General features: G+C 38.5%; 17 protein-coding genes. 12 read left to right on the top strand and 5 right to left on the bottom strand.

Going from position 1 to position 20219, the window contains the following annotated elements:
* The first annotated feature begins 124 nt into the window (after positions 1-124).
* Positions 125-619 (top strand): FxsA family protein, encoded by a 495-nt coding sequence (locus ACFIQE_RS00970; protein WP_375612822.1) that lies wholly within the window; start codon positions 125-127, stop codon positions 617-619.
* Between the two features lie 142 nt (positions 620-761).
* The gene (secB, locus tag ACFIQE_RS00965; RefSeq protein ID WP_375611417.1) at positions 762-1238 is read left to right on the top strand and encodes a protein-export chaperone SecB; all 477 of its coding nucleotides are present in this window, start codon (positions 762-764) and stop codon (positions 1236-1238) included.
* 69 nt (positions 1239-1307) lie between these two features.
* Here secB and ACFIQE_RS00960 read toward each other — a convergent pair whose 3' ends face one another.
* Positions 1308-3608, bottom strand: a complete 2301-nt coding sequence (locus ACFIQE_RS00960; protein ID WP_375629235.1) for an NADP-dependent malic enzyme — start codon at positions 3606-3608, stop codon at positions 1308-1310.
* A 195-nt stretch (positions 3609-3803) separates the two neighbouring features.
* Here ACFIQE_RS00960 and mutS point away from each other — a divergent pair, with 195 nt between their 5' ends.
* Positions 3804-6548: a DNA mismatch repair protein MutS gene (gene mutS / locus ACFIQE_RS00955; protein WP_375707196.1), complete on the top strand. Its 2745-nt coding sequence runs from the start codon at positions 3804-3806 to the stop codon at positions 6546-6548.
* Positions 6549-7596: 1048 nt separating this feature from the next.
* Here mutS and ilvD read toward each other — a convergent pair.
* From ilvD to ACFIQE_RS00935, 4 genes are all read right to left on the bottom strand, one after another.
* The gene (gene ilvD, locus ACFIQE_RS00950; RefSeq protein ID WP_375611414.1) at positions 7597-9435 is read right to left on the bottom strand and encodes a dihydroxy-acid dehydratase; all 1839 of its coding nucleotides are present in this window, start codon (positions 9433-9435) and stop codon (positions 7597-7599) included.
* A gap of 171 nt (positions 9436-9606) precedes the next feature.
* Positions 9607-9786: a hypothetical protein gene (locus ACFIQE_RS00945; RefSeq protein ID WP_375611413.1), complete on the bottom strand. Its 180-nt coding sequence runs from the start codon at positions 9784-9786 to the stop codon at positions 9607-9609.
* A 600-nt stretch (positions 9787-10386) separates the two neighbouring features.
* Positions 10387-10638 carry a DUF1150 domain-containing protein gene (locus ACFIQE_RS00940; RefSeq protein WP_012754519.1) on the bottom strand — a complete coding sequence of 84 codons (252 nt, stop codon included), beginning with the start codon at positions 10636-10638 and terminating at the stop codon, positions 10387-10389.
* 26 nt (positions 10639-10664) lie between these two features.
* On the bottom strand, positions 10665-11096 hold the full coding sequence (locus tag ACFIQE_RS00935) for an Hsp20 family protein (protein ID WP_375612819.1): 432 nt from the start codon (positions 11094-11096) through the stop codon (positions 10665-10667).
* 120 nt (positions 11097-11216) lie between these two features.
* On the opposite strand from ACFIQE_RS00935, the gene nth reads away from it, so the two are divergent.
* The 9 genes from nth (at position 11217) to ACFIQE_RS00890 (ending at position 20166) form a co-directional block, all read left to right on the top strand.
* Positions 11217-11957: an endonuclease III gene (gene nth / locus ACFIQE_RS00930; protein WP_375707195.1), complete on the top strand. Its 741-nt coding sequence runs from the start codon at positions 11217-11219 to the stop codon at positions 11955-11957.
* Between the two features lie 155 nt (positions 11958-12112).
* Complete coding sequence (gene rpmI / locus ACFIQE_RS00925; protein WP_183193590.1) at positions 12113-12316, top strand: 50S ribosomal protein L35; 204 nt, start codon at positions 12113-12115, stop codon at positions 12314-12316.
* Between the two features lie 33 nt (positions 12317-12349).
* Positions 12350-12751 (top strand): 50S ribosomal protein L20, encoded by a 402-nt coding sequence (gene rplT, locus ACFIQE_RS00920; RefSeq protein WP_375707194.1) that lies wholly within the window; start codon positions 12350-12352, stop codon positions 12749-12751.
* 94 nt (positions 12752-12845) lie between these two features.
* Positions 12846-13928: a phenylalanine--tRNA ligase subunit alpha gene (gene pheS, locus ACFIQE_RS00915; RefSeq protein ID WP_375620849.1), complete on the top strand. Its 1083-nt coding sequence runs from the start codon at positions 12846-12848 to the stop codon at positions 13926-13928.
* A 32-nt stretch (positions 13929-13960) separates the two neighbouring features.
* On the top strand, positions 13961-16375 hold the full coding sequence (pheT, locus tag ACFIQE_RS00910; RefSeq protein WP_375629222.1) for a phenylalanine--tRNA ligase subunit beta: 2415 nt from the start codon (positions 13961-13963) through the stop codon (positions 16373-16375).
* A 290-nt stretch (positions 16376-16665) separates the two neighbouring features.
* On the top strand, positions 16666-17574 hold the full coding sequence (locus tag ACFIQE_RS00905) for a metal ABC transporter substrate-binding protein (protein WP_375620851.1): 909 nt from the start codon (positions 16666-16668) through the stop codon (positions 17572-17574).
* Positions 17571-18401: a manganese/iron ABC transporter ATP-binding protein gene (locus ACFIQE_RS00900; RefSeq protein WP_375639514.1), complete on the top strand. Its 831-nt coding sequence runs from the start codon at positions 17571-17573 to the stop codon at positions 18399-18401. The genes ACFIQE_RS00905 and ACFIQE_RS00900 overlap by 4 nt, the downstream gene beginning before the upstream one ends.
* Positions 18398-19264 (top strand): metal ABC transporter permease, encoded by an 867-nt coding sequence (locus tag ACFIQE_RS00895; RefSeq protein ID WP_375611406.1) that lies wholly within the window; start codon positions 18398-18400, stop codon positions 19262-19264. The genes ACFIQE_RS00900 and ACFIQE_RS00895 overlap by 4 nt, the downstream gene beginning before the upstream one ends.
* A complete protein-coding gene (locus tag ACFIQE_RS00890; RefSeq protein ID WP_273790250.1) occupies positions 19261-20166 on the top strand; it encodes a metal ABC transporter permease in 906 nt (301 codons plus the stop codon). The genes ACFIQE_RS00895 and ACFIQE_RS00890 overlap by 4 nt, the downstream gene beginning before the upstream one ends.
* The last annotated feature ends 53 nt before the right edge of the window (positions 20167-20219 follow it).

Here is a 20219-nt window from a genome sequence, read left to right as displayed (position 1 = left end):
ACCATTTATCAATAAATATGTAAAATAAGGAATCTTATCATTCAAATATTTTTATAGATTTTGTATTTAAACGGAGTTCTCTTAAGAATTTCTCCCCCCTACTCATCTAGAAGGAAACTTTCATGTGATAAAACTTTATTCTATAAATCCTCGTTTTTTTGTTGTTATCTTTCTTTGCATTCTTTTAATCGAGATTGCTGGTTTTATCTTTGTTGGTCAAGAAATTGGTATTTTGGCAACCTTGAGCTTGGTTATTCTCACAACCATAGTTGGGGTTGTTTTATTGCGAATTCAAGGGATTAGCCTCTTAAAAAATATACAAAATGAACTTATCCAAGGACGCACATTAGAAAATAATATTATTAATGATGCTTTCATCATGTTTAGTGCAATTTTACTTATTCTTCCCGGCTTTGTAACTGACCTCTTGGGAATATTACTTCTTATTAAACCAATTCGCTCTGTTGCTTGGCATTTCTTTGCATCATTAAAAAACAAAATGAATCCCAATACTAAAAGAAAAAATGACTCTGAAAAAATAATTGATCTAAAAGCAGAAGATTACACAATTCATGATACGACAGAATCTCCATGGCGCAAAAATGATGATAACCATTGAAATGCCTAAAAAATCTGTAACAAACTAAAAAAATATTCAAGATAAAGAGCGCATTTCTTGCAACCTTTTGCAAGGCGTGATAACCAATCTGGTCTTTAGATCTAAAATAAATATACATATTATAATGGAAGAGGTTTGTCGTATGGCCGAAGATGAAATGAATAACAGTGGTGGAGAGCCGGTTTTTGCTGTATTAACTCAATATTTAAAAGATTTATCATTCGAAAACCCTGGTGCTCCTCGTTCATTACGTGCACGTGAAAAATCACCACAAATTGATATCAATATTAACGTCAATGCTAACCCAATTGGTGATGACAATTATGATGTCGTTTTGTCTCTCTCCGTCAAAGCCAATGATGAAACTGAAACCTTATTTCATGTAGAACTTATTTACGGTGGTGTTTTTCACCTTAAAAACATTCCACAAGAACATGTTATGCCACTGGTCTTTATTGAATGTCCCCGTCTTTTATTTCCATTTGCTCGCCAAATTATATCTGATGCTACTCAAAGTGGTGGTTTTCCACCTTTGTGGATTGATCCTATCGATTTTGCAGCACTCTTCCAAAAGCGTCTTTCTGAAGAGCAAAAAGACAATCAAATACAGCCCTCTTAAAAAATTTATTTTTTTTGCTATCAAAAAGCCCCCTTGATATATTATTGGTATATTAGGGGCTTTTTTCCTTTAGACGACTTTTGCGGCATGATAAGCCGCAAGCATTGCAATATTGACAACATCTGTATCGCTTCCACTAAACGGTACAATTTGGACAGATTTTTCCAATCCAATTAAAATAGGACCAATGATAGTTGCTTCACCGAGTTCTTGTAACATTTTGCTTGCAATGGAAGATGCGTGATATCCAGGCATAACCAAAATGTTAGCAGGCTCCGTTAATCCCATAAATGGATATTGCTGCATCAATTTGGAATTGAGTGCCACATCAGCACTCATTTCTCCATCAAACTCAAAATCAACTTTGCGTTCATGCAAAATATTAATCGCATCCTGAATTTGCTGCGTCGTCTTCCCTTTCATATAACTAAATGTAGAAAATGCTAAAAATGCTACCCGTGGTTGATATCCAAATCCTCGCACAAATGAAGCTGCTTGTTCAGCTATATCTGCAAGTTCTTCAGCATTAGGATTTTCATAAACGGCTGTATCCGTAATAAACACAATTCGTCCACGGCAAATAGCCATTGAAATACCAATCAATCGTTCTTTTGGTTTTTCATCAATTGCACGACGTATATCGATCAACGCTGTTTCATAATTGCGTGTCACCCCTGTAACCATTGCATCAGCATCTCCTAGTGCCACCATACACGCAGCAAAATAATTGCGATCATTATTGATACGACGATGACAATCACGCAACAGCCAACCTTGACGCTGCATTTTTTTATAAAGATAATTCGCATAAGCATCTGTACGGCAAGAAAGCTTAGCATTCATAATAGAAATACCTTCACGCTCCAGATCAATTCCAGCGATAACAGCCGCTTCTCTTACTTGCTCTTCACGACCAACCAAAATTGCTTGTCCCAATTTTTGATGAACATAGGAAACGGCTGCCCGCATAACTTGCTCTTCTTCACCTTCTGCAAATACAATTTGTTTTGGCGCTTGACGAACATGGTTATAAACCCTACGCATCATCGAGGAAGTAGGATCACGTCTCGCATTCAAATCGCGCTCATAGGCCTCTAAATCATCTATGTTCTTTTGCGCAACACCGCTTTCCATTGCTGCTTTTGCTACCGCTATTGAAACAACCGTAAATAAACGCGGATCAAAAGGAACAGGGATGATATAGTTAGGACCAAACTTTAATCGCTTTCCATAATAAGCTTCTGCAACGCTGTCAGGCACTTCTTCATGCGCTAAATTAGCAAGAGCCTTTGCCGCAGCAATCTTCATGGCTTCATTAATAACTCTTGCACGCACATCAAGCGCACCACGAAATATATAAGGAAAACAAAGAACATTATTAATCTGATTTGGATAATCGGAACGCCCTGTTGCGACAATGGCATCATGACGCACTTGCATAACCTCTTCCGGCGTAATTTCTGGATCGGGATTAGCCATAGCAAAAATGATCGGCTGGGGTGCCATGGATCTTACCATTTCAGGAGTAAGAGCACCTTTAGCAGAAACCCCAAAAAATATATCTGCACCTTCCATTGCTTCCATAAGCGTACGTTTATCTGTTTGAATAGCATGCGCAGATTTCCACTGATTCATTCCCTCTTTGCGGCCTTCATAGACCACACCCTTTGTGTCACATAATATGATATTTTCGGAACGAAAGCCCATCGCTTTAATCAGTTCAATACAAGCAATCCCTGCAGAACCAGCACCATTACAGACTAACCGCGTATTTTGCATATCGCGCCCTGTTAAAGTCAAAGCATTGAGAACACCCGCAGCAACAATAATCGCTGTACCGTGTTGATCATCGTGAAAAACAGGTACATTCATCACCTCGCGTAGGCGGCTTTCAATCATAAAGCACTCTGGCGCCTTAATGTCTTCAAGATTAATTCCACCAAAAGAAGGTTCTAAATGACGCACTAAATTGATAAAACTTTCTGTATCGTTTATATCAATTTCTAAATCAATGGAATCAATATCCGCAAAACGCTTAAACAGCACTGCTTTGCCTTCCATGACCGGCTTAGAGGCAAGTGCACCTAAATTGCCTAACCCTAAAATAGCTGTACCATTTGAAATAACAGCAACAAGATTGCCTTTTGCTGTATAATCATAAGCTAGCGCTGGATTTTGAGCAATTGCCTTAACTGGAACGGCAACACCTGGTGAATAAGCAAGTGCTAAATCATGCTGTGTTGCCATAGACTTTGTTGCAACAATCTCAAGCTTTCCTGGTCGACCACGACTATGAAAATCTAGAGCTTCTCTTTCGCTCGCACTGTAAACAGTTTGAGACATTTTCTGATCTTGCTCGCTCTTTTTCATCTCACTTTATTTTCTCCAAAAACAGTGTAAATTTTGCTTGATAATGCGTATAGTCATTAAATTTGATTCATATATTAGAAATCGCTATTCTTGCCTTAGCAAATCTGATGATGCGTTGCAATTTAGAGATAAATAGATATTGAAGTAAACAAAAAAGAGTAAAAACTTCACTTAAAGGAAACAGGCCTCGTACAAATGGATAAAAAAAACAATCATAAAAATAATTTAATTCCACAGCCTGCCTCCCCATCTGCTTCCTCTCAAGAACGTCTTACACCTATGATGGAGCAGTACATAGAAATCAAAGCCGTCCATCATGATTCCCTTCTCTTTTACCGAATGGGGGATTTTTATGAATTATTTTTTAATGATGCGATTGAAGCTGCTCAGGCCTTAGGAATTACACTCACAGCACGTGGAAAACATTTAGGACAAGATATTCCTATGTGTGGTGTTCCCGTTCATACTGCTGATGATTATTTACAAAAACTGATTGCTTGTGGTTACCGAGTTGCTGTTTGTGAACAAATAGAAGATCCTGCTGAAGCAAAAAAACGTGGCTCAAAATCTGTTGTTCGGCGTGATGTTGTTCGCCTTGTAACACCAGGAACAATAACAGAAGAAAAACTCCTTGATCCAACACGCGCAAATTATTTGATGACACTTTCCCGTATAAAAACTAGCGATGGAGAGGAATTTGCTCTTTCTTGGATTGATATCTCAACAGGCATATTTCGTGTAACAGAAAGCCGCCAAGAAAAACTTTTAGCAGATATTATGCGTGTTGATCCACAAGAAATCATTGTTGCTGATTCATTTTTTCATGATAAATTTCACAAGTCACTTTTTAGTGTTCTTGATCGTATCGTTTCACCTCAACCTGCTTGTCTCTTTGATGCACTCACCGCTGAACGCGATATTTGCAATTATTTTAAACTCTCAACTCTTAAAGGCGTTGCCGATTATTCACGCTGTGAACTCTCTGCAATTGTAGCTGCTATTCGTTATATCGAAAAAACACAAATCACACATCGCCCTCCCCTCATGCAGCCTGAGCGCCAAAATGAAAGTGCGACTCTTTTTATTGATGCCGCAACCAGATTAAGCCTTGAACTTATTCGTACGACATCAGGTCAACGGGATGGAAGTTTATTAAAAGCTATTGATCGCACTGTAACAGGAGGAGGATCACGCCTTCTTATTGACCGCCTTATTGCTCCCCTCACCACTCCTTCAGCTATTGATACGCGTTTGGATTCTATCGATTTTTTTCTACGTAATCCTTCTCTTGCAGAAGCGATAAAGCTTATTTTAAAGGGGGGACCAGATATGCCCCGCGCCGTTTCACGTTTGGCTCTTGGACGAGGAGGTCCCCGTGATATGGCAACAATCCAGCGTGGCTTTGAAATCATTCGTGAATTGCATCAACTTCTTGATAATGAGCTTCTGCCTCAAGAAATAAGTGATGTACAACAGGTGTTCTCAAAATTACCCACAGCGTTATACTTTCATTTAGAACAGGCATTAGCTGATGATCTCCCACTCCTTAAACGTGATGGTGGTTTTATTCGTTCTAATTATCATAAAGAGCTCGATGAAATGCGTGCTTTACGTGATGAATCTCGCCGTGTCATTGCTGAGCTTCAAGCGCAATATGCCCAAGAAACAGATATTAAGACGCTTAAAATAAAGCATAATAATATTCTAGGTTATTTCATTGAAGTAACCAGCACACAAGCATCTTCCCTTACAAATAATCCACAAGCTAAAGCACGTTTTATTCATCGGCAAACAATGGCAAACGCTATGCGTTTTACGACAACAGAGCTCGCTGACCTTGAAAGCCGTATTGCCCATGCTGCCAATCACGCATTGACACTTGAACTAGAGATTTTTGATATTCTCGTTCATGAAATTACCGAACAAGTTGATTTTATTCGTAAAGCCTCTGAAGCACTTGCTATTTTAGATGTCTCTGTCGCTTTAGCATATCTTGCTGAAGAACAAGGATATTGCCGCCCTAAAATTGATCTTTCACTTACCTTTCGCATTACAGCAGGACGCCATCCTGTCGTCGAGCAAGCACTCCGCAAACAAGCAGCAGAACCTTTTATTGCCAATAATTGTGATCTCTCTGTGCAAGAAAATCAGCAATATGCAGCAATCTGGCTGTTGACAGGGCCTAATATGGGAGGAAAATCAACTTTTTTGCGGCAAAATGCTCTTATTGCTATTATGGCGCAAATGGGGTCCTTCGTTCCAGCAACTTCAGCACATATTGGTGTCGTAGATCGCCTATTTAGTCGCGTTGGAGCTTCCGATGATCTTGCACGAGGGCGCTCAACCTTTATGATGGAAATGGTTGAAACAGCAACGATTCTCAATCATGCTAGCCACCATTCCCTTGTTATTCTTGATGAAATAGGACGTGGAACATCAACCTTTGATGGACTTTCTATTGCTTGGGCTGCTGTTGAATATCTCCATGAAGTTAACCATTGTCGTGCTATTCTCGCTACCCATTTTCATGAAATGACCGCACTTACCGAAAAACTTGACAGACTGCATAATGTAACCATGAAAGTCAAAAACTGGGATGGTGATGTAGTTTTTCTTCATGAGGTCACACCAGGAGCGGCTGACCGTTCCTATGGTGTACAAGTCGCAAAGCTTGCTGGACTTCCCCCAGCCGTTATTACACGAGCAACAGATGTACTCCATCAATTAGAACAAGGCGAAATGGCTGGAAAAGGACATAAACTCATTGATGATTTACCACTCTTTTCTCTTAAAGCAACATCTCCCGTCAATGAAGCAAAAAACAAACATTGTATACTTCACGAAGCTTTAAAAAATATTCATCCCGATGAACTCTCTCCTAAACAAGCTTTAGAAGCAATTTACCACCTCAAACAGCTTGAAAAGAGTAACCCTTTATAGAAAACAGATGTTATTTTTTATTAAAAAACCTTCTTAATAGGAGATAACGTAACCATTTTTGATATACCACAGCATAAACAGTTATTTATCGTATTCCCATCGCTTTTCTACATAATATATTTTGATAAGTATAATTGCCTATAGGCAAAACCCTATGCATTATATTTCATATTCCCTTAGATTAATATTGGCTCTTATACAAAAAATTGGTCAAGATCGACTATTTTTACAAGATAGTCGTTTTTTGTAAAGATTGTCATGAAATCTCCTCCACGTTGCAAATACGCCATATTTAATGAATTATGCTTTTTCACGATCAATATTATTGTTATCATAGCAATATTTTTAGTTTAAAACTGTCAGTGTTGGAATACCATCCCATTTTGCATAATAAATTCATGGATAATGGGTCTCGTATTTTCTTCACATTTTAAGTTATTCTTCACATTTTAAGTTATAAAGAGCTCTTTTACTGTTTTCATATGAAACATATAATCAGATATATCACAGCTGTACTTTATTTTCATAAACATCCTTCAACTCCTTCCCACACCTTAATGGATAAGGATTTTCATTCGAATCAAGTCTGCAAATAGTCCAACTTCTAACGGATTTTCCTTGACTTCCTAATCATGCGCTTCTCTTAAACTCAAAGCTTTACAAACAAGTCTAAGAATATTCACCACACACTAAAAACACACTTAATATTTAAGGAAGATGCCGTATATCACAGTCCTAAATGACAGTGTTTTACGGTACAACAAGATAATGCCACCAGTACAATAAATATCTTTCATAAATATGAGTAATAAGAAATCATAATCTCATATAAGATTGGAATATGATATGAAAAGTAATTATACTGTATCTGTTTTACATAGCTGCTAAAATAAGCAATCTACCGCAGTTTTTAGTTGTATTGATAGCTTTTTAATCATACTCATCATGACTCGAAATATTCTGATAAGTTCATAAACTCATAAAATAATTAGCTTAGAATATCGTGCAAAAGATGCAAAAAATCAGAGCACTATCTCTATTCAACTCATCAAATATTACGTACTGCACCCTTTGCAGCAGATGTGGTCATCGCTGCATAGGCTTTGAGAGCCTTTGAAACTTTACGCTGACGCTTCTCAATCGGTTGCCAAGCGCCTTTTCCTTTTGCTTCCATCTTAGAACGGCGCTGCTTCATCTCAACGTCATCCACCAACATATGAATTCTACGATTTGGAATATCAATTTCTATGATATCCCCCTCTTCCACCAACGCAATTTCTCCTCCTTCAGCAGCTTCTGGTGAAATATGTCCTATTGAGAGCCCTGAACTTCCACCTGAAAAACGTCCATCTGTAACAAGTGCACAAACCTTGCCTAATCCTTTAGATTTGAGATAACTCGTTGGATAAAGCATTTCTTGCATTCCAGGTCCACCACGTGGGCCTTCATAACGGATTAAAACAATTTCACCTGTTTTAATCTTATCAGTTAATATAGCTGAAACAGCTGAATCTTGGCTTTCAAAAATTCTTGCCGGACCTTTAAAAGTTAAAATTGATTGATCAACGCCTGCTGTTTTTACAATGCAGCCATCTTTTGCAAGATTTCCATAAAGAACTGCCAATCCTCCATCTTGTGAATATGCGTGTTCCCTATCGCGAATCACACCTTTTTCACGATCAAGGTCAAGGGTCTCATAGCGACAAGATTGACTAAAAGCTGTCTGTGTTGGAATACCACCTGGAGCGGCACGATAAAATGCATGAACTGTTGGCTCATTAGTTTGCTTTACATCCCAGCGGTAAAGAGCTTCTTTCATTGTTTTTGCGTGAACCGTATAAGTTGATGTATCAATGAGTCCTGCCGCATCCAGTTCACCTAAAAGCCCCATAATACCACCAGCGCGATGAACATCTTCCATATGTACATTTGCAACAGCAGGAGCAACCTTACATAAAACAGGAACACAACGTGAAAGATGATCAATATCCGTCATGGTAAAATCCACCTCACCTTCTTGCGCTGCAGCTAAAAGATGCAGTACTGTATTGGTTGATCCCCCCATGGCAATATCAACGGTCATTGCATTTTCAAAAGCCTTGCGTGAAGCAATAGAGCGCGGCAAAACTGTTTCATCATCTTCTTCATAATAACGTTTAACCAATGCAACAATCTGTTTTCCAGCTTCTTCAAAAAGCATTCGTCGATCTGCATGTGTTGCTAACATTGATCCATTTCCGGGAAGAGAAAGCCCCAATGCTTCCGTTAAGCAATTCATAGAATTGGCCGTAAACATTCCTGAACAAGAACCACATGTAGGACAAGCAGCACGCTCCATTTCAGCAACTTCTTCTTCTGAATTTTGTTCTGAAGCTGCTGCAACCATGGCATCGACCAAATCAACCGTTAGATCTTGATCCTTCCATTTAATCTTACCTGCTTCCATAGGACCGCCTGAAACAAAGATTGTCGGAATATTCAACCGTAAAGCAGCCATTAACATACCAGGCGTAATTTTGTCACAATTAGAAATACAAACAAGTGCATCTGCACAATGTGCATTAACCATATACTCTACAGAATCAGCAATGATTTCACGTGAGGGCAACGAATAGAGCATTCCATCGTGCCCCATCGCAATTCCATCATCTACAGCAATGGTATTAAATTCTTTCGCAACACCACCGGCAACTGCTATCTGTTGTGCGACTAATTGCCCAAGATCTTTTAAATGGACATGCCCTGGTACAAATTGTGTAAAAGAATTCGCAATCGCAATAATGGGTTTACCAAAATCAGTATCTTTCATCCCTGTTGCACGCCAAAGTCCGCGGGCTCCTGCCATATTACGCCCGTGGGTCGATATCCTTGAACGGTAAGAAGGCATTATTTTTTTCCCCTCAAATAATTCCATTTTGCTTGTTGTGCTGTAACTTCATTATAAAAACAAGAGCTTTAATATTCAAAAGAGAAAAATACCTTGTACTGCGGCATTTGAAGCACAAAATTAAAAGCTCTGCATAAACTTTTTCATAAAGCCTTTGTTTTTTATTACCTGTTAATCAACATCTAATCCCTGTGCGAGTCCACGTTTGAGACAAATATCAAAACGCTTCAGTATGACACGAACTGTTCCAGATTTTTGTATGCCAGATTTGGTTAGTATATTGCATCTATCTGTTTGCGTAATTTCTGGAATTGGAAAGAATATAAAGAAATCGTGATAAAAATCTATCATCTCCTTATAATTCAGCTTTACACCTTTCAAACGCATTCATAAAAATATCTTTTAAATAATAATGACGCATTATCTCATGCTTTTGTTTTTACACTCTTCAATAGAGCTACTCCCCTCAGGAAGAACAAAACACACCAAACAAAATACACTTGTATAGCCTTTATACTCATTGCACTCGAGCCCATTTCACGATAGCGCCTATGAATGGTATAACAGCCCCCGTGAATAATATAAATCTATAAGGGACATCTTCACACTTATGAAGAAGAAAACTGACACCATCATACATTTTTTTATCCCCATATCGTGAACGTCCTTGGTAATTGAGACAATTAAAAAGAGATATTTTTATTCCTTTCTTCAAGTGTTTTTATCCACATGGCTCTCCCTGCTTATGACATCAAGCAAGTGACTTTAATTGTTTCAATATAAGAAGATCTCAAATGAGAGAACCTTATGATATTTGGGACTCTCATTCCAGTTGTAAAAAATTAATTATGAATATAAATCAATACTTAATCTAATTATAACTCACATTACACCCTTTACGAAAAAACAGATAGAATTTATAAAGAGTACAGCTTTTTCTCGTAAGGTAATCTAGTGCAGAGTTACAATTTGTAGTTCATGCTCATTGGCTCCAGCAAGGGCGATAGAACGCTCATCGGATAAAATGATAGGATAACCTGTTTCACCAAAGAGAGCCCATATCGTAATGCCTGGGGTCATTGGTGGAAGATCTGGAAAGTTTTTAGCCAGATCATCTGTACAAACTTTTTTTAAATAGGCAATCTGTCCCGCATCAGAGTAGGATGTGTTCTGAAACGACAAGTTTTGTTTGTGTTCTCCCATTTCACTGTTCCTTTACGCCTTAACTTTTATGACTCACCACTACTGACTTTAATTGGAATCTGTTTTATTTCTTTTTTTAATTTTGGTTGATACAGATTAATTGATAAAAGACCATTTTTCAACTCTGCATTTGTAACATGCATCCCTTCCGCGAGAACAAAGGTTCGCTGGAATTGTCGCGCAGCTATACCGCGATATAAATATTGATGATTTTGGTTGTCTGTTTGTTTACCATGAATAACCAATTGATTATCATCGAGTAAAATATTAAGATGGTTAATCTTAAATCCAGCAACAGCCAAAGTTATCCGGATATGATTTGCATCATCACTTTTATGCAAACGTTCAATATTATAGGCTGGGTAAGCCTCATCAGCTTTACCGATACGTTGCAATATTTTTTCTACGGTTTCAAACCCTAAAAGAAAAGGATTGGAGAAAGGCGTCACATGTGTCATTCATGAGTATCCTCTTTAAAACGGCTTTACTTGACCAAACTCTATAAAAGTGTTCGCTGCACTCCTCTCATATGGCGAGCATGAATGATAACTTCAAGAGAGAAGATTTAAGAGAGTTCAATGCCTCAAAGTAACATAAAATTATCAAAGGTGCGAAATTTATCTAGTATATTGTATAATAAAGATGAAATTGCGGAAATATTTCGCCGTTTTTCTGTGCAACGCCCAACACCTAAGAGTGATCTTAACTATATAAATACTTTTACACTTTTAGTTGCCGTTGTGCTTTCGGCTCAAGCGACAGATGTAAGCGTTAATAAAGCGACAAAAGAATTATTTTTCCTTGCTGATCAACCGGAAAAAATGGTTGCATTAAGGGAAGAAGAAATAGCAAATCATATCCGTTCAATTGGCCTTTGGCGTGCAAAAGCACGTAATGTTTATGCGCTTTGCAACTGTTTAATTAATCAATATGGTGGTCAAGTACCCGATACGCGTGAAGCACTCATGGCCCTTCCTGGAGTTGGGCGCAAAACGGCTAATGTGGTCTTGAATGTTGCTTTTGGTCAGCCTACATTGGCAGTAGATACACATATTTTTCGCTTAAGCAACCGTCTTGGTTTGGCGCCTGGAAAAACACCAGAAATTGTTGAGAAAAAATTATTAAAGATTATACCGGTTCATTATATTCGCCATGCGCATCATTGGCTGATTTTACATGGTCGCTATATTTGTCAAGCCCGTAAACCACAATGTACGCAATGCATTATTGCCGATTTATGTAAAGCAGCCATCAAAACAAATGCAATTCCAGCACCTTTGGTTGAGCTTCAAGACAATGGAGCGCCGATTTTTTTGTAATACGGTCTTGCTATTTTGTGTATACTAGCTTATGAAAACGTCTTTAAGAGCCGCCCGGCAGGGCATGCCGTGGCTGTTTAAATGCTTGTTCAAGCGTTGGTCCGCTTGAGTGAATAAAATGTTTGATTGAATAAATTAATGTACGGAGTAGCAAAATGCCCAAGATGAAGACCAAATCATCCGCTAAAAAGCGATTTAAAATCACTGCGTCAGGCAAAATTAAAGTAGCAGCTGCCGGTAAGCGCCACGGCATGATTAAGCGTTCGAATAAATTTATTCGCGATGCACGTGGAACAATGGTTTTGTGTGAACAAGATGCTAAAAAAGTCATTCAGCATTATTTGCCGAATGGTATTTAAACCTTACGCTTTTGATTTTGAGGAGATTATAATATGGCTCGTGTGAAAAGAGGTGTGACAGCACACGCTAAGCACAAAAAAGTTCTTAAACAGGCTGAAGGTTTTTACGGTCGTCGTAAAAATAACATTCGTGCAGCTAAAGCAGCGGTTGATCGTTCAAAGCAATACGCTTATCGTGATCGCAAAAATAGGAAACGTACTTTCCGTGCTTTGTGGATTCAGAGAATTAATGCGGCTGTTCGCGCAGAAGGTTTAACTTATGGACGTTTTATTGATGGCTTATCAAAAGCCGGTATTGAGGTTGATCGTAAGGTTCTTTCAGATATAGCAATCCATGAGGCAGAAGCATTTTCTGCTTTAGTAGCTTCGGCAAAAAAAGCTTTAGAATATTTAAAAGATACGACACCTAATGCTTTCGAAGGCGCTGTCAAATAAGCCAGTCGTGTTCTCTTAAAGCATTCATTTATTCGAGGTCCCGTGCTGGCTATTGCGAGTGCGGGTTTTTCTTTATTAAAAAATAGGCAAAAATATGAATGATATTGAGCATCTGGAACAAGAAATTTGTTTAGCCTTAGAGGCAGCAGGTGATGAACAAGCACTTGAAGAAGTGCGTATTGCAGCATTGGGTAAAAAAGGTAGTATCTCTGAAAAATTAAAAGAATTAGGAAAAATGGATGCTGGCGAGCGCCATAAAGTTGGACCAGTTCTTAATGGATTAAAAAATCGCATTTTAGAATTATGGGCACAAAAGCGTGATCTTCTGAAAAGACAGGCAATGGATGCCCGTCTTTCTCGTGAAAAAGTTGATGTTACCTTGCCTGTTCGCTCTTCACCTATAGAACGGGGACGCATTCATCCTATTTCACAAGTGATTGAGGAAATTATTGCCATTTATACAAAGTTGGGTTTTTCTCTTGCAGAGGGACCTGATATTGAAACAGATTATTATAATTTTACAGCATTGAATTTTCCTGAAGGGCATCCAGCGCGTGAAATGCATGATACCTTCTTTTTTGATGTTGATAAAATGGGAGAACGAAAATTATTGCGAACCCATACATCACCCGTACAAATTCGTACACTAGAAAAACAAAAAGCACCGATACGGATCATTATTCCTGGAAAAACTTACCGCATGGATTCGGATGCAACACATTCTCCCATGTTCCATCAGGTAGAAGGTCTTGTCATCGATAAAACCTCCACCATAGCCCATATGATGTGGCTACATGAAACCTTTTGTAAAGCATTTTTTGAAGTTCCCTCTGTAAAAATGCGTTTTCGTCCCTCTTTTTTCCCTTTTACCGAACCATCTATGGAGGTAGATATTCAATGTGATCGTTCTGGTTCAGAAGTAAAGTTCGGAGAAGGACAGGATTGGTTGGAAATTTTAGGATGCGGAATGGTGCATCCCCAGGTGTTGAAAAATGTTGGTTTAAATCCAGATGAATATCAAGGTTTTGCATGGGGCATGGGCATTGATCGTATTGCCATGTTGAAATACGGTATGCCTGATTTGCGGGCTTTTTTTGATGCTGACCTGCGTTGGTTAGACCATTATGGCTTTCGTTGCTTTGATATGCCTGCTTTTTTTCCTAATAGAAATGTGTGATCTTAGTCATCGCTTTCATGTGAGGTTTTAAAATGAAGTTTACATTGTCCTGGTTAAAAGATCACTTAGAAACAAATGCATCTTTGAATGAAATTTGTGAAAAATTAACCGCTATAGGTCTTGAAGTTGATTACGTTGATGATCGGTCTTCTTTAAAAGGTTTTGTGATTGCAAAAGTTTTAACAGCAATAAAGCATCCTGATGCAGATAAACTTCAAATTTTATCAGTCGATACAGGGACTTCCACACCTGTTCAAGTTGTCTGTGGAGCACCAAATGCACGCGCAGGTCTTGTTGGTGTTCTGGCACTACCAGGCACTTATATTCCAGGACTTGATGTAACATTATCTGTAGGAAAAATCCGAGGTGTTGAAAGTTTTGGGATGATGTGTTCACAAGCGGAGCTTGAATTATCAAATGAGCATGATGGGATTATTGAACTTCCAGAAGATAGTCCTATTGGAGGTTCATTTGCAGCTTATGCTGGTTTAGATGATCCGGTTATTGATATTGGTTTGACCCCTAATCGTTCCGATTGCACAGGTGTTCGTGGTATTGCACGTGATCTTGCTGCCGCTGGAATGGGAAAATTAAAAGAATTATCCCTGTCAAAATTTGATCCTTCCTTTGAAACACCTCTCGATGTTTCATTAGATTTTTCGCAAGATTCATCATTATGTTTAGGTTTTGCTTGGCGTGAAGTGCGCAATGTTCAAAATGGTGCATCACCACAGTGGATGCAACAGCGTTTGAATGCAATTGGTCTGAGACCGATTAATGCGCTTGTTGATATGACCAATTACATCAGTTTTGACCTTGGTCGTCCACTCCATGTTTTTGATGCAGATAAAATTAAAGGTAATTTGTGTGTACGTTGCGCGCGTGAAGGAGAGCAACTTCAAGCACTGAACGGAAAAATCTATCATCTGGGCCCTAAAAATTGTGTCATTGCAGATGACGAGGGGGTTGTTTCGATTGCCGGTATCATGGGCGGTGAAAGAACGAGTTGTGATGAAACAACACATCGCATTATTATTGAATCGGCGCTTTGGGATGCGCGAAGCATTGCACAAACAGGAAGAGCATTAGGTCTTATCAGTGATGCACGTTATCGATTTGAACGAGGTGTTGACCCGGCTTTTATAGAAACAGGACTTGAGATTGCAACAGAATTGGTCTTACGTCTTTGTGGTGGTGAAGTATCTAAAAAGAAGATCGTTGGCTATCAGCAACAAGAAATCAAACAGATCGCTTTTCCTTTTTCTGAAATTAAACGTTTAACAAATTTGGAAATAGAACCTGAAAAAGTCATCTCTATTTTAACAAAACTTGGATTTTTTGTTGAAGGAAAAGGAGAAGTCGTTACGGTAAAAGTACCATCATGGCGCCCTGATATTATGGGTAAAGCCGATTTGGTGGAAGAGGTTATGAGAATTTATGGGTTAGATAAAATTAAACCTATTCCTTTGGAAAACTTTGCAGAAGGAAAAGATCAAATTTTAACATGCGCACAAATTCGTTCACGTGCTACACGTTTGGCTCTAGTGCAACGTGGTATGAAAGAAGCGGTGACATGGTCTTTTATTTCTGAAAATCAAGCTCTTGCTTTTGGAGGAGGTCAAGAAGAGCTTAAATTAGTTAATCCTATTGCTGCTGATATGTCAATGATGCGTCCTTCCCTTTTACCTGGCTTGATTATGGCGGCACAAAGAAATGCTGATCGTGGTTTTTCCGATCTTGCTTTGTTTGAAGTTTCAAGTATTTATGAGGGCGACACCCCTGATAAACAACACCGTGTTGTTAGTGGAATTCGTCGCGGAACAGAGCAATTTAAAGGGGCTGGGCGTTTTTGGAATGGAAATGCAACCGTCGTTGATGTTTTTGATGCCAAAGCAGATGCTTTAGCTATTTTAGAAGCATGCGATATGGATGTTGGGAAAGTGCAGATTGAAGTTGGAGCACCGGATTGGTATCATCCTGGTCGTTCAGGTGTCATAAAACTTGGATCAAAGATTATTCTTGGTTTTTTTGGTGTTTTTCATCCTGCTACATTAGAAAAGTTAGATGTCAGTGACCCTTTATGCGGCTTTGAAATTTTTCTAGATCGAATTCCAGAATCAAAGAAAAAAACGACCAAAAGCCGTCCTCCTTTGAAACTCTTACCTTTTCAAATGGTGCGGCGTGATTTTGCCTTTATAGCGGATAAAACTGTTGCCTCTTCTCTTATTATTCGGGCGGCAAGTGGAGCCGATAAAAAACTTATTCATTCAGTGCGGGTTTTTGATATTTTTGAAGATTTAAGCTTTGGTGAAGATAAAAAATCTGTTGCAATTGAAGTAACTATTCAGCCCATAGAACGGACTCTAACAGATGAAGATTTAGAAAAGCTTGCCTCAAAGATCGTGGATAATGTTACCAAAATGACAGGTGCATATTTGCGCTACTGAGTATTCTCATTTTTTATGAGATATTTTACATGAAGTGGGAGCATCTTTGCGTGCTCCCTTTTTGTTTGGCATTCAAGAGCTATAGAACTTCTTGAAAGGGAACCTCCTTTCCAAAACAAGCTGCTTAAATCATCAATTTTTTCAATATGAAAAAACTGTTTTTAAACATCTTGAAAAGTTATTTTTTCTCTTAATCCTTCATTGCAAATGTAAAAGATAACTGCTATTGCTAAATGATAATGCAAATTATTTGCAATAAAAAGAAGGCATATAAAGGAAAGAGAGAATCAATGAACGTAAGAACGTTTTTCACCATAGTTTTTGGAAGTGTTATTTTTTTTACACCCAATTTTGCTTTGTGTGCTGGTAAATTTAAAGCTGTTACGACATTCACTATCATTGCTGATATGGCACGCAATGTAGCAGGTGATGCCGCTGATGTTGAATCCATTACAAAACCAGGTGCGGAAATTCATGAATACCAACCCACCCCACGCGATCTTATGCGTGCTCAGGGAGCTAACCTTGTATTGTGGAATGGTTTAGAGTTAGAGCTTTGGTTTGAAAAGTTTTTTCAAAATATCAAGGATGTTCCAAGTGTTGTTGTTTCAAAAGGTATTATACCCATTAAAATTGGTGAGGGCCCCTTTAGCGGTAAACCCAATCCTCATGCGTGGATGTCACCGACCTCTGCTTTGATTTACGTTGATAATATTCGCGATGCTTTTGTAAAATATGATCCTGAACATGCTGAAATTTATAAACAGAATGCTGAAATTTATAAACAGAAAATTCGTGCAACGATTGATCCAATTAGGGCTGAATTAGAAGCTGTACCGCAAGATAAACGTTGGCTTGTGACCAGTGAGGGGGCTTTTAGCTATTTGGCGCGTGATTTTGATCTAAAAGAACTTTATTTATGGCCCATCAATGCTGACCAACAAGGAACACCACAGCAGGTCAAGCATGTTATTGATATGGTTCGCAAATACAATATTCATGCAGTTTTTTCTGAAAGCACTATTTCCCCTGCGCCTGCTAAGCAGGTTGCCAGAGAAACAGGAGCTAAATACGGTGGTGTTCTTTATGTTGATTCTTTAAGTGAGAAAAATGGTGAGGTACCCACTTATATTGATTTATTACGTGTCACGAGTGGGCGTATTAGCAATGCTTTAGTAGAGGGAGTAAAAAACCAATGACGGAATGTGGAATTTTTGCCCAAGGAGTAACGGTAACATATCGTAATGGACATACAGCTTTACGTGAAGTGAATTTTGAAAGTCCAAAGGGTTCTATTACGGCATTGGTTGGTGTTAATGGATCCGGTAAGTCAACGTTATTTAAAGCGATTATGGGGTTTGTACGCCCCTCAAAGGGAAAAATTCGTATGTTTGATTTGCCCGTTGATATAGCTTTGAAAAAAAATCTTATTGCTTATGTTCCTCAAAGTGAAGATGTTGATTGGAATTTTCCTGTCTTGGTTGAAGATGTTGTATTGATGGGGCGGTACGGTCATATGAATTTCTTTCGCTATGCCCGTACACAAGATTATGAAGCCGTTCGTATTGCCTTAGAACGCGTTGATATGTTGGCTTTTGCTAAGCGCCAAATTGGAGAACTTTCTGGTGGACAGAAAAAGCGTGTTTTCCTAGCGCGCGCGCTTGCACAGAAAGCAAAAGCTATTTTATTAGATGAGCCGTTTACAGGGGTTGACGTTACAACAGAAGATAAAATCATTGCTTTGTTACAAGATCTCCGTAAAGAAGGAGCAGTGATCTTGGTTTCAACTCACAATTTGGGTTCTGTTCGCGAATTTTGTGATCATACAGTTTTAATAAAAGGTACTGTTTTAGCTTCTGGGTTAACAGAAAAAATCTTTACAAAGGAAAATCTGGAGAAAACTTTTGGAGGGTCTTTGCATCACCATATTTTTGATCTTCAAACCACAAAAAAAAATGATGTTTTCATGGGAAGAAAGCAGTCTACCGTTTGTGAAGATATTGAAAGAGTGGAGCACGTTGCATGATTTCTTGGTTGCTTGAGCCACTGAGCTATCAATATATGGTGAATGCAATGTGGGTTTCTGGGTTAGTTGGGTGTGTTTGTGCCTTTCTTTCAGCTTTTTTGATGTTAAAAGGTTGGTCATTGATTGGTGATGCACTTTCCCATTCGATTGTTCCTGGTGTAGCAGGAGCTTACCTTTTAGGGTTACCTTTTTCACTCGGCGCTTTTTTTTCTGGTGGTCTTGCAGCAGCAGCAATGCTCTTTTTTAACCACCGGACAAAGCTTAAAGAAGATACCATTATTGGGCTCATTTTTTCTTCCTTTTTTGCCTTTGGGTTGTTTCTCAAATCATTAAAACCAATGGCTGTTAATATTGATACGATTGTTTTGGGAAATATTTTAGCAGTGAGTTCAACAGATATTCTACAATTGGCTTTTATCGGCTTTGTTTCGTTGCTTATATTGCTTTTGAAATGGAAAGATCTTCTTGTGTCATTATTTGATGAAACGCATGCGCATGCCATTGGATTAAACGTAAAATTTTTAAAGATTCTCTTTTTCACATTGCTTGCCGCTTGTACTGTTGCTGCGATGCAAACCGTTGGAGCATTCTTAGTCATTTGTCTTGTTGTGACACCTGGGGCAACGGCCTATCTTTTAAGTGATCGTTTCGTGAACATCTTGGTTATTGCAGTTGTAATTGGAACCTTCACAAGTGTCTTGGGTGTTTATGTGAGTTATTTTTTGAATGCACAAACGGGGGGGGTTGTAGTGCTTTTTCAAGCATCTTTATTTGTTTTGGCTTTTATTTTTGCTCCTAAACATGGGTTTATTGCTGCGCGCTTACGCATAAATGCGGCAAAAAAGGGTGTAATATTATCATGATTGATCAATTACTGCTTCCGTTTCAGTTTTCTTTTATGCTTAAGGGTATGCTTATTGTCATGATTCTTTCTATTCCCATGGCGATGCTTTCCTGTTTTCTTATTTTGAAAGGATGGGCGCTGTTAGGCGATGCCATTTCTCATGCAGTTTTTCCAGGTGTTGTTGTTGGTTATATGACAACACCATGGGTAATCGCATTTTTAACTTCTTTGCCATTTGCTTGGTTTCAGCATATGCGTCCAGAGAATATTACAATGACTTTGATTACTTGCGGTGCTTTTGTTGCAGGAATGGTGTGTGCACTATTAACGGGTTTTTTAGGGAGCAATAGCCGTATCAAACAGGACACGGTGATGGGTGTGGTCTTTTCTTCAATGTTTGGTTTGGGGCTTGTTTTAGCCACGTCTATTTATAGTAGCTTAGATTTGAATCATATTCTATTTGGTAATCTCTTGGGTGTTAACTGGCTTGATATAACGCAGACGGCAATCATTTCTGCTGTTGTCACTTTTATTTTAGCAGCAAAATGGCGCGACTTTATGCTGTATATTTTTGACACAGTTCAAGGACGTGCAATGGGGTTACCAATATCTCTACTCCACTATACCCTGCTAACGATGATTTCTCTTACAATTGTTGCGGCTTTGAAAGCTGTAGGTATCGTACTCGTTATTTCTTTACTGATAGCACCAGGAGCAATTGCCTATCTTGTCACAAAGCGGTTTTCTTTTATGTTAATGATCGCGATACTTGTTGCAGCTTTTTCTGGTTTTTTAGGGATTTATCTCAGCTTATTTATCGGCTCTGATTCTGCTTCCACAATTGTGTTGATCTTGACGTTGATTTTTATGGCTATTTTCATGATGATTTTCTTTCGTCGAAACACAGTTCAAGAGACTTGAAAGTGTTAAAATTCATGCATATCAGCCATGCATTTTTATATATTGTTTCTCAT

It is taken from the genome of Bartonella sp. AA1HLJMS (genome assembly GCF_042197445.1).
GTDB lineage: Bacteria > Pseudomonadota > Alphaproteobacteria > Rhizobiales > Rhizobiaceae > Bartonella.
Note: the sequence above shows the minus strand (reverse complement) of the source record. Positions and strands in the feature narration are given on the sequence as shown.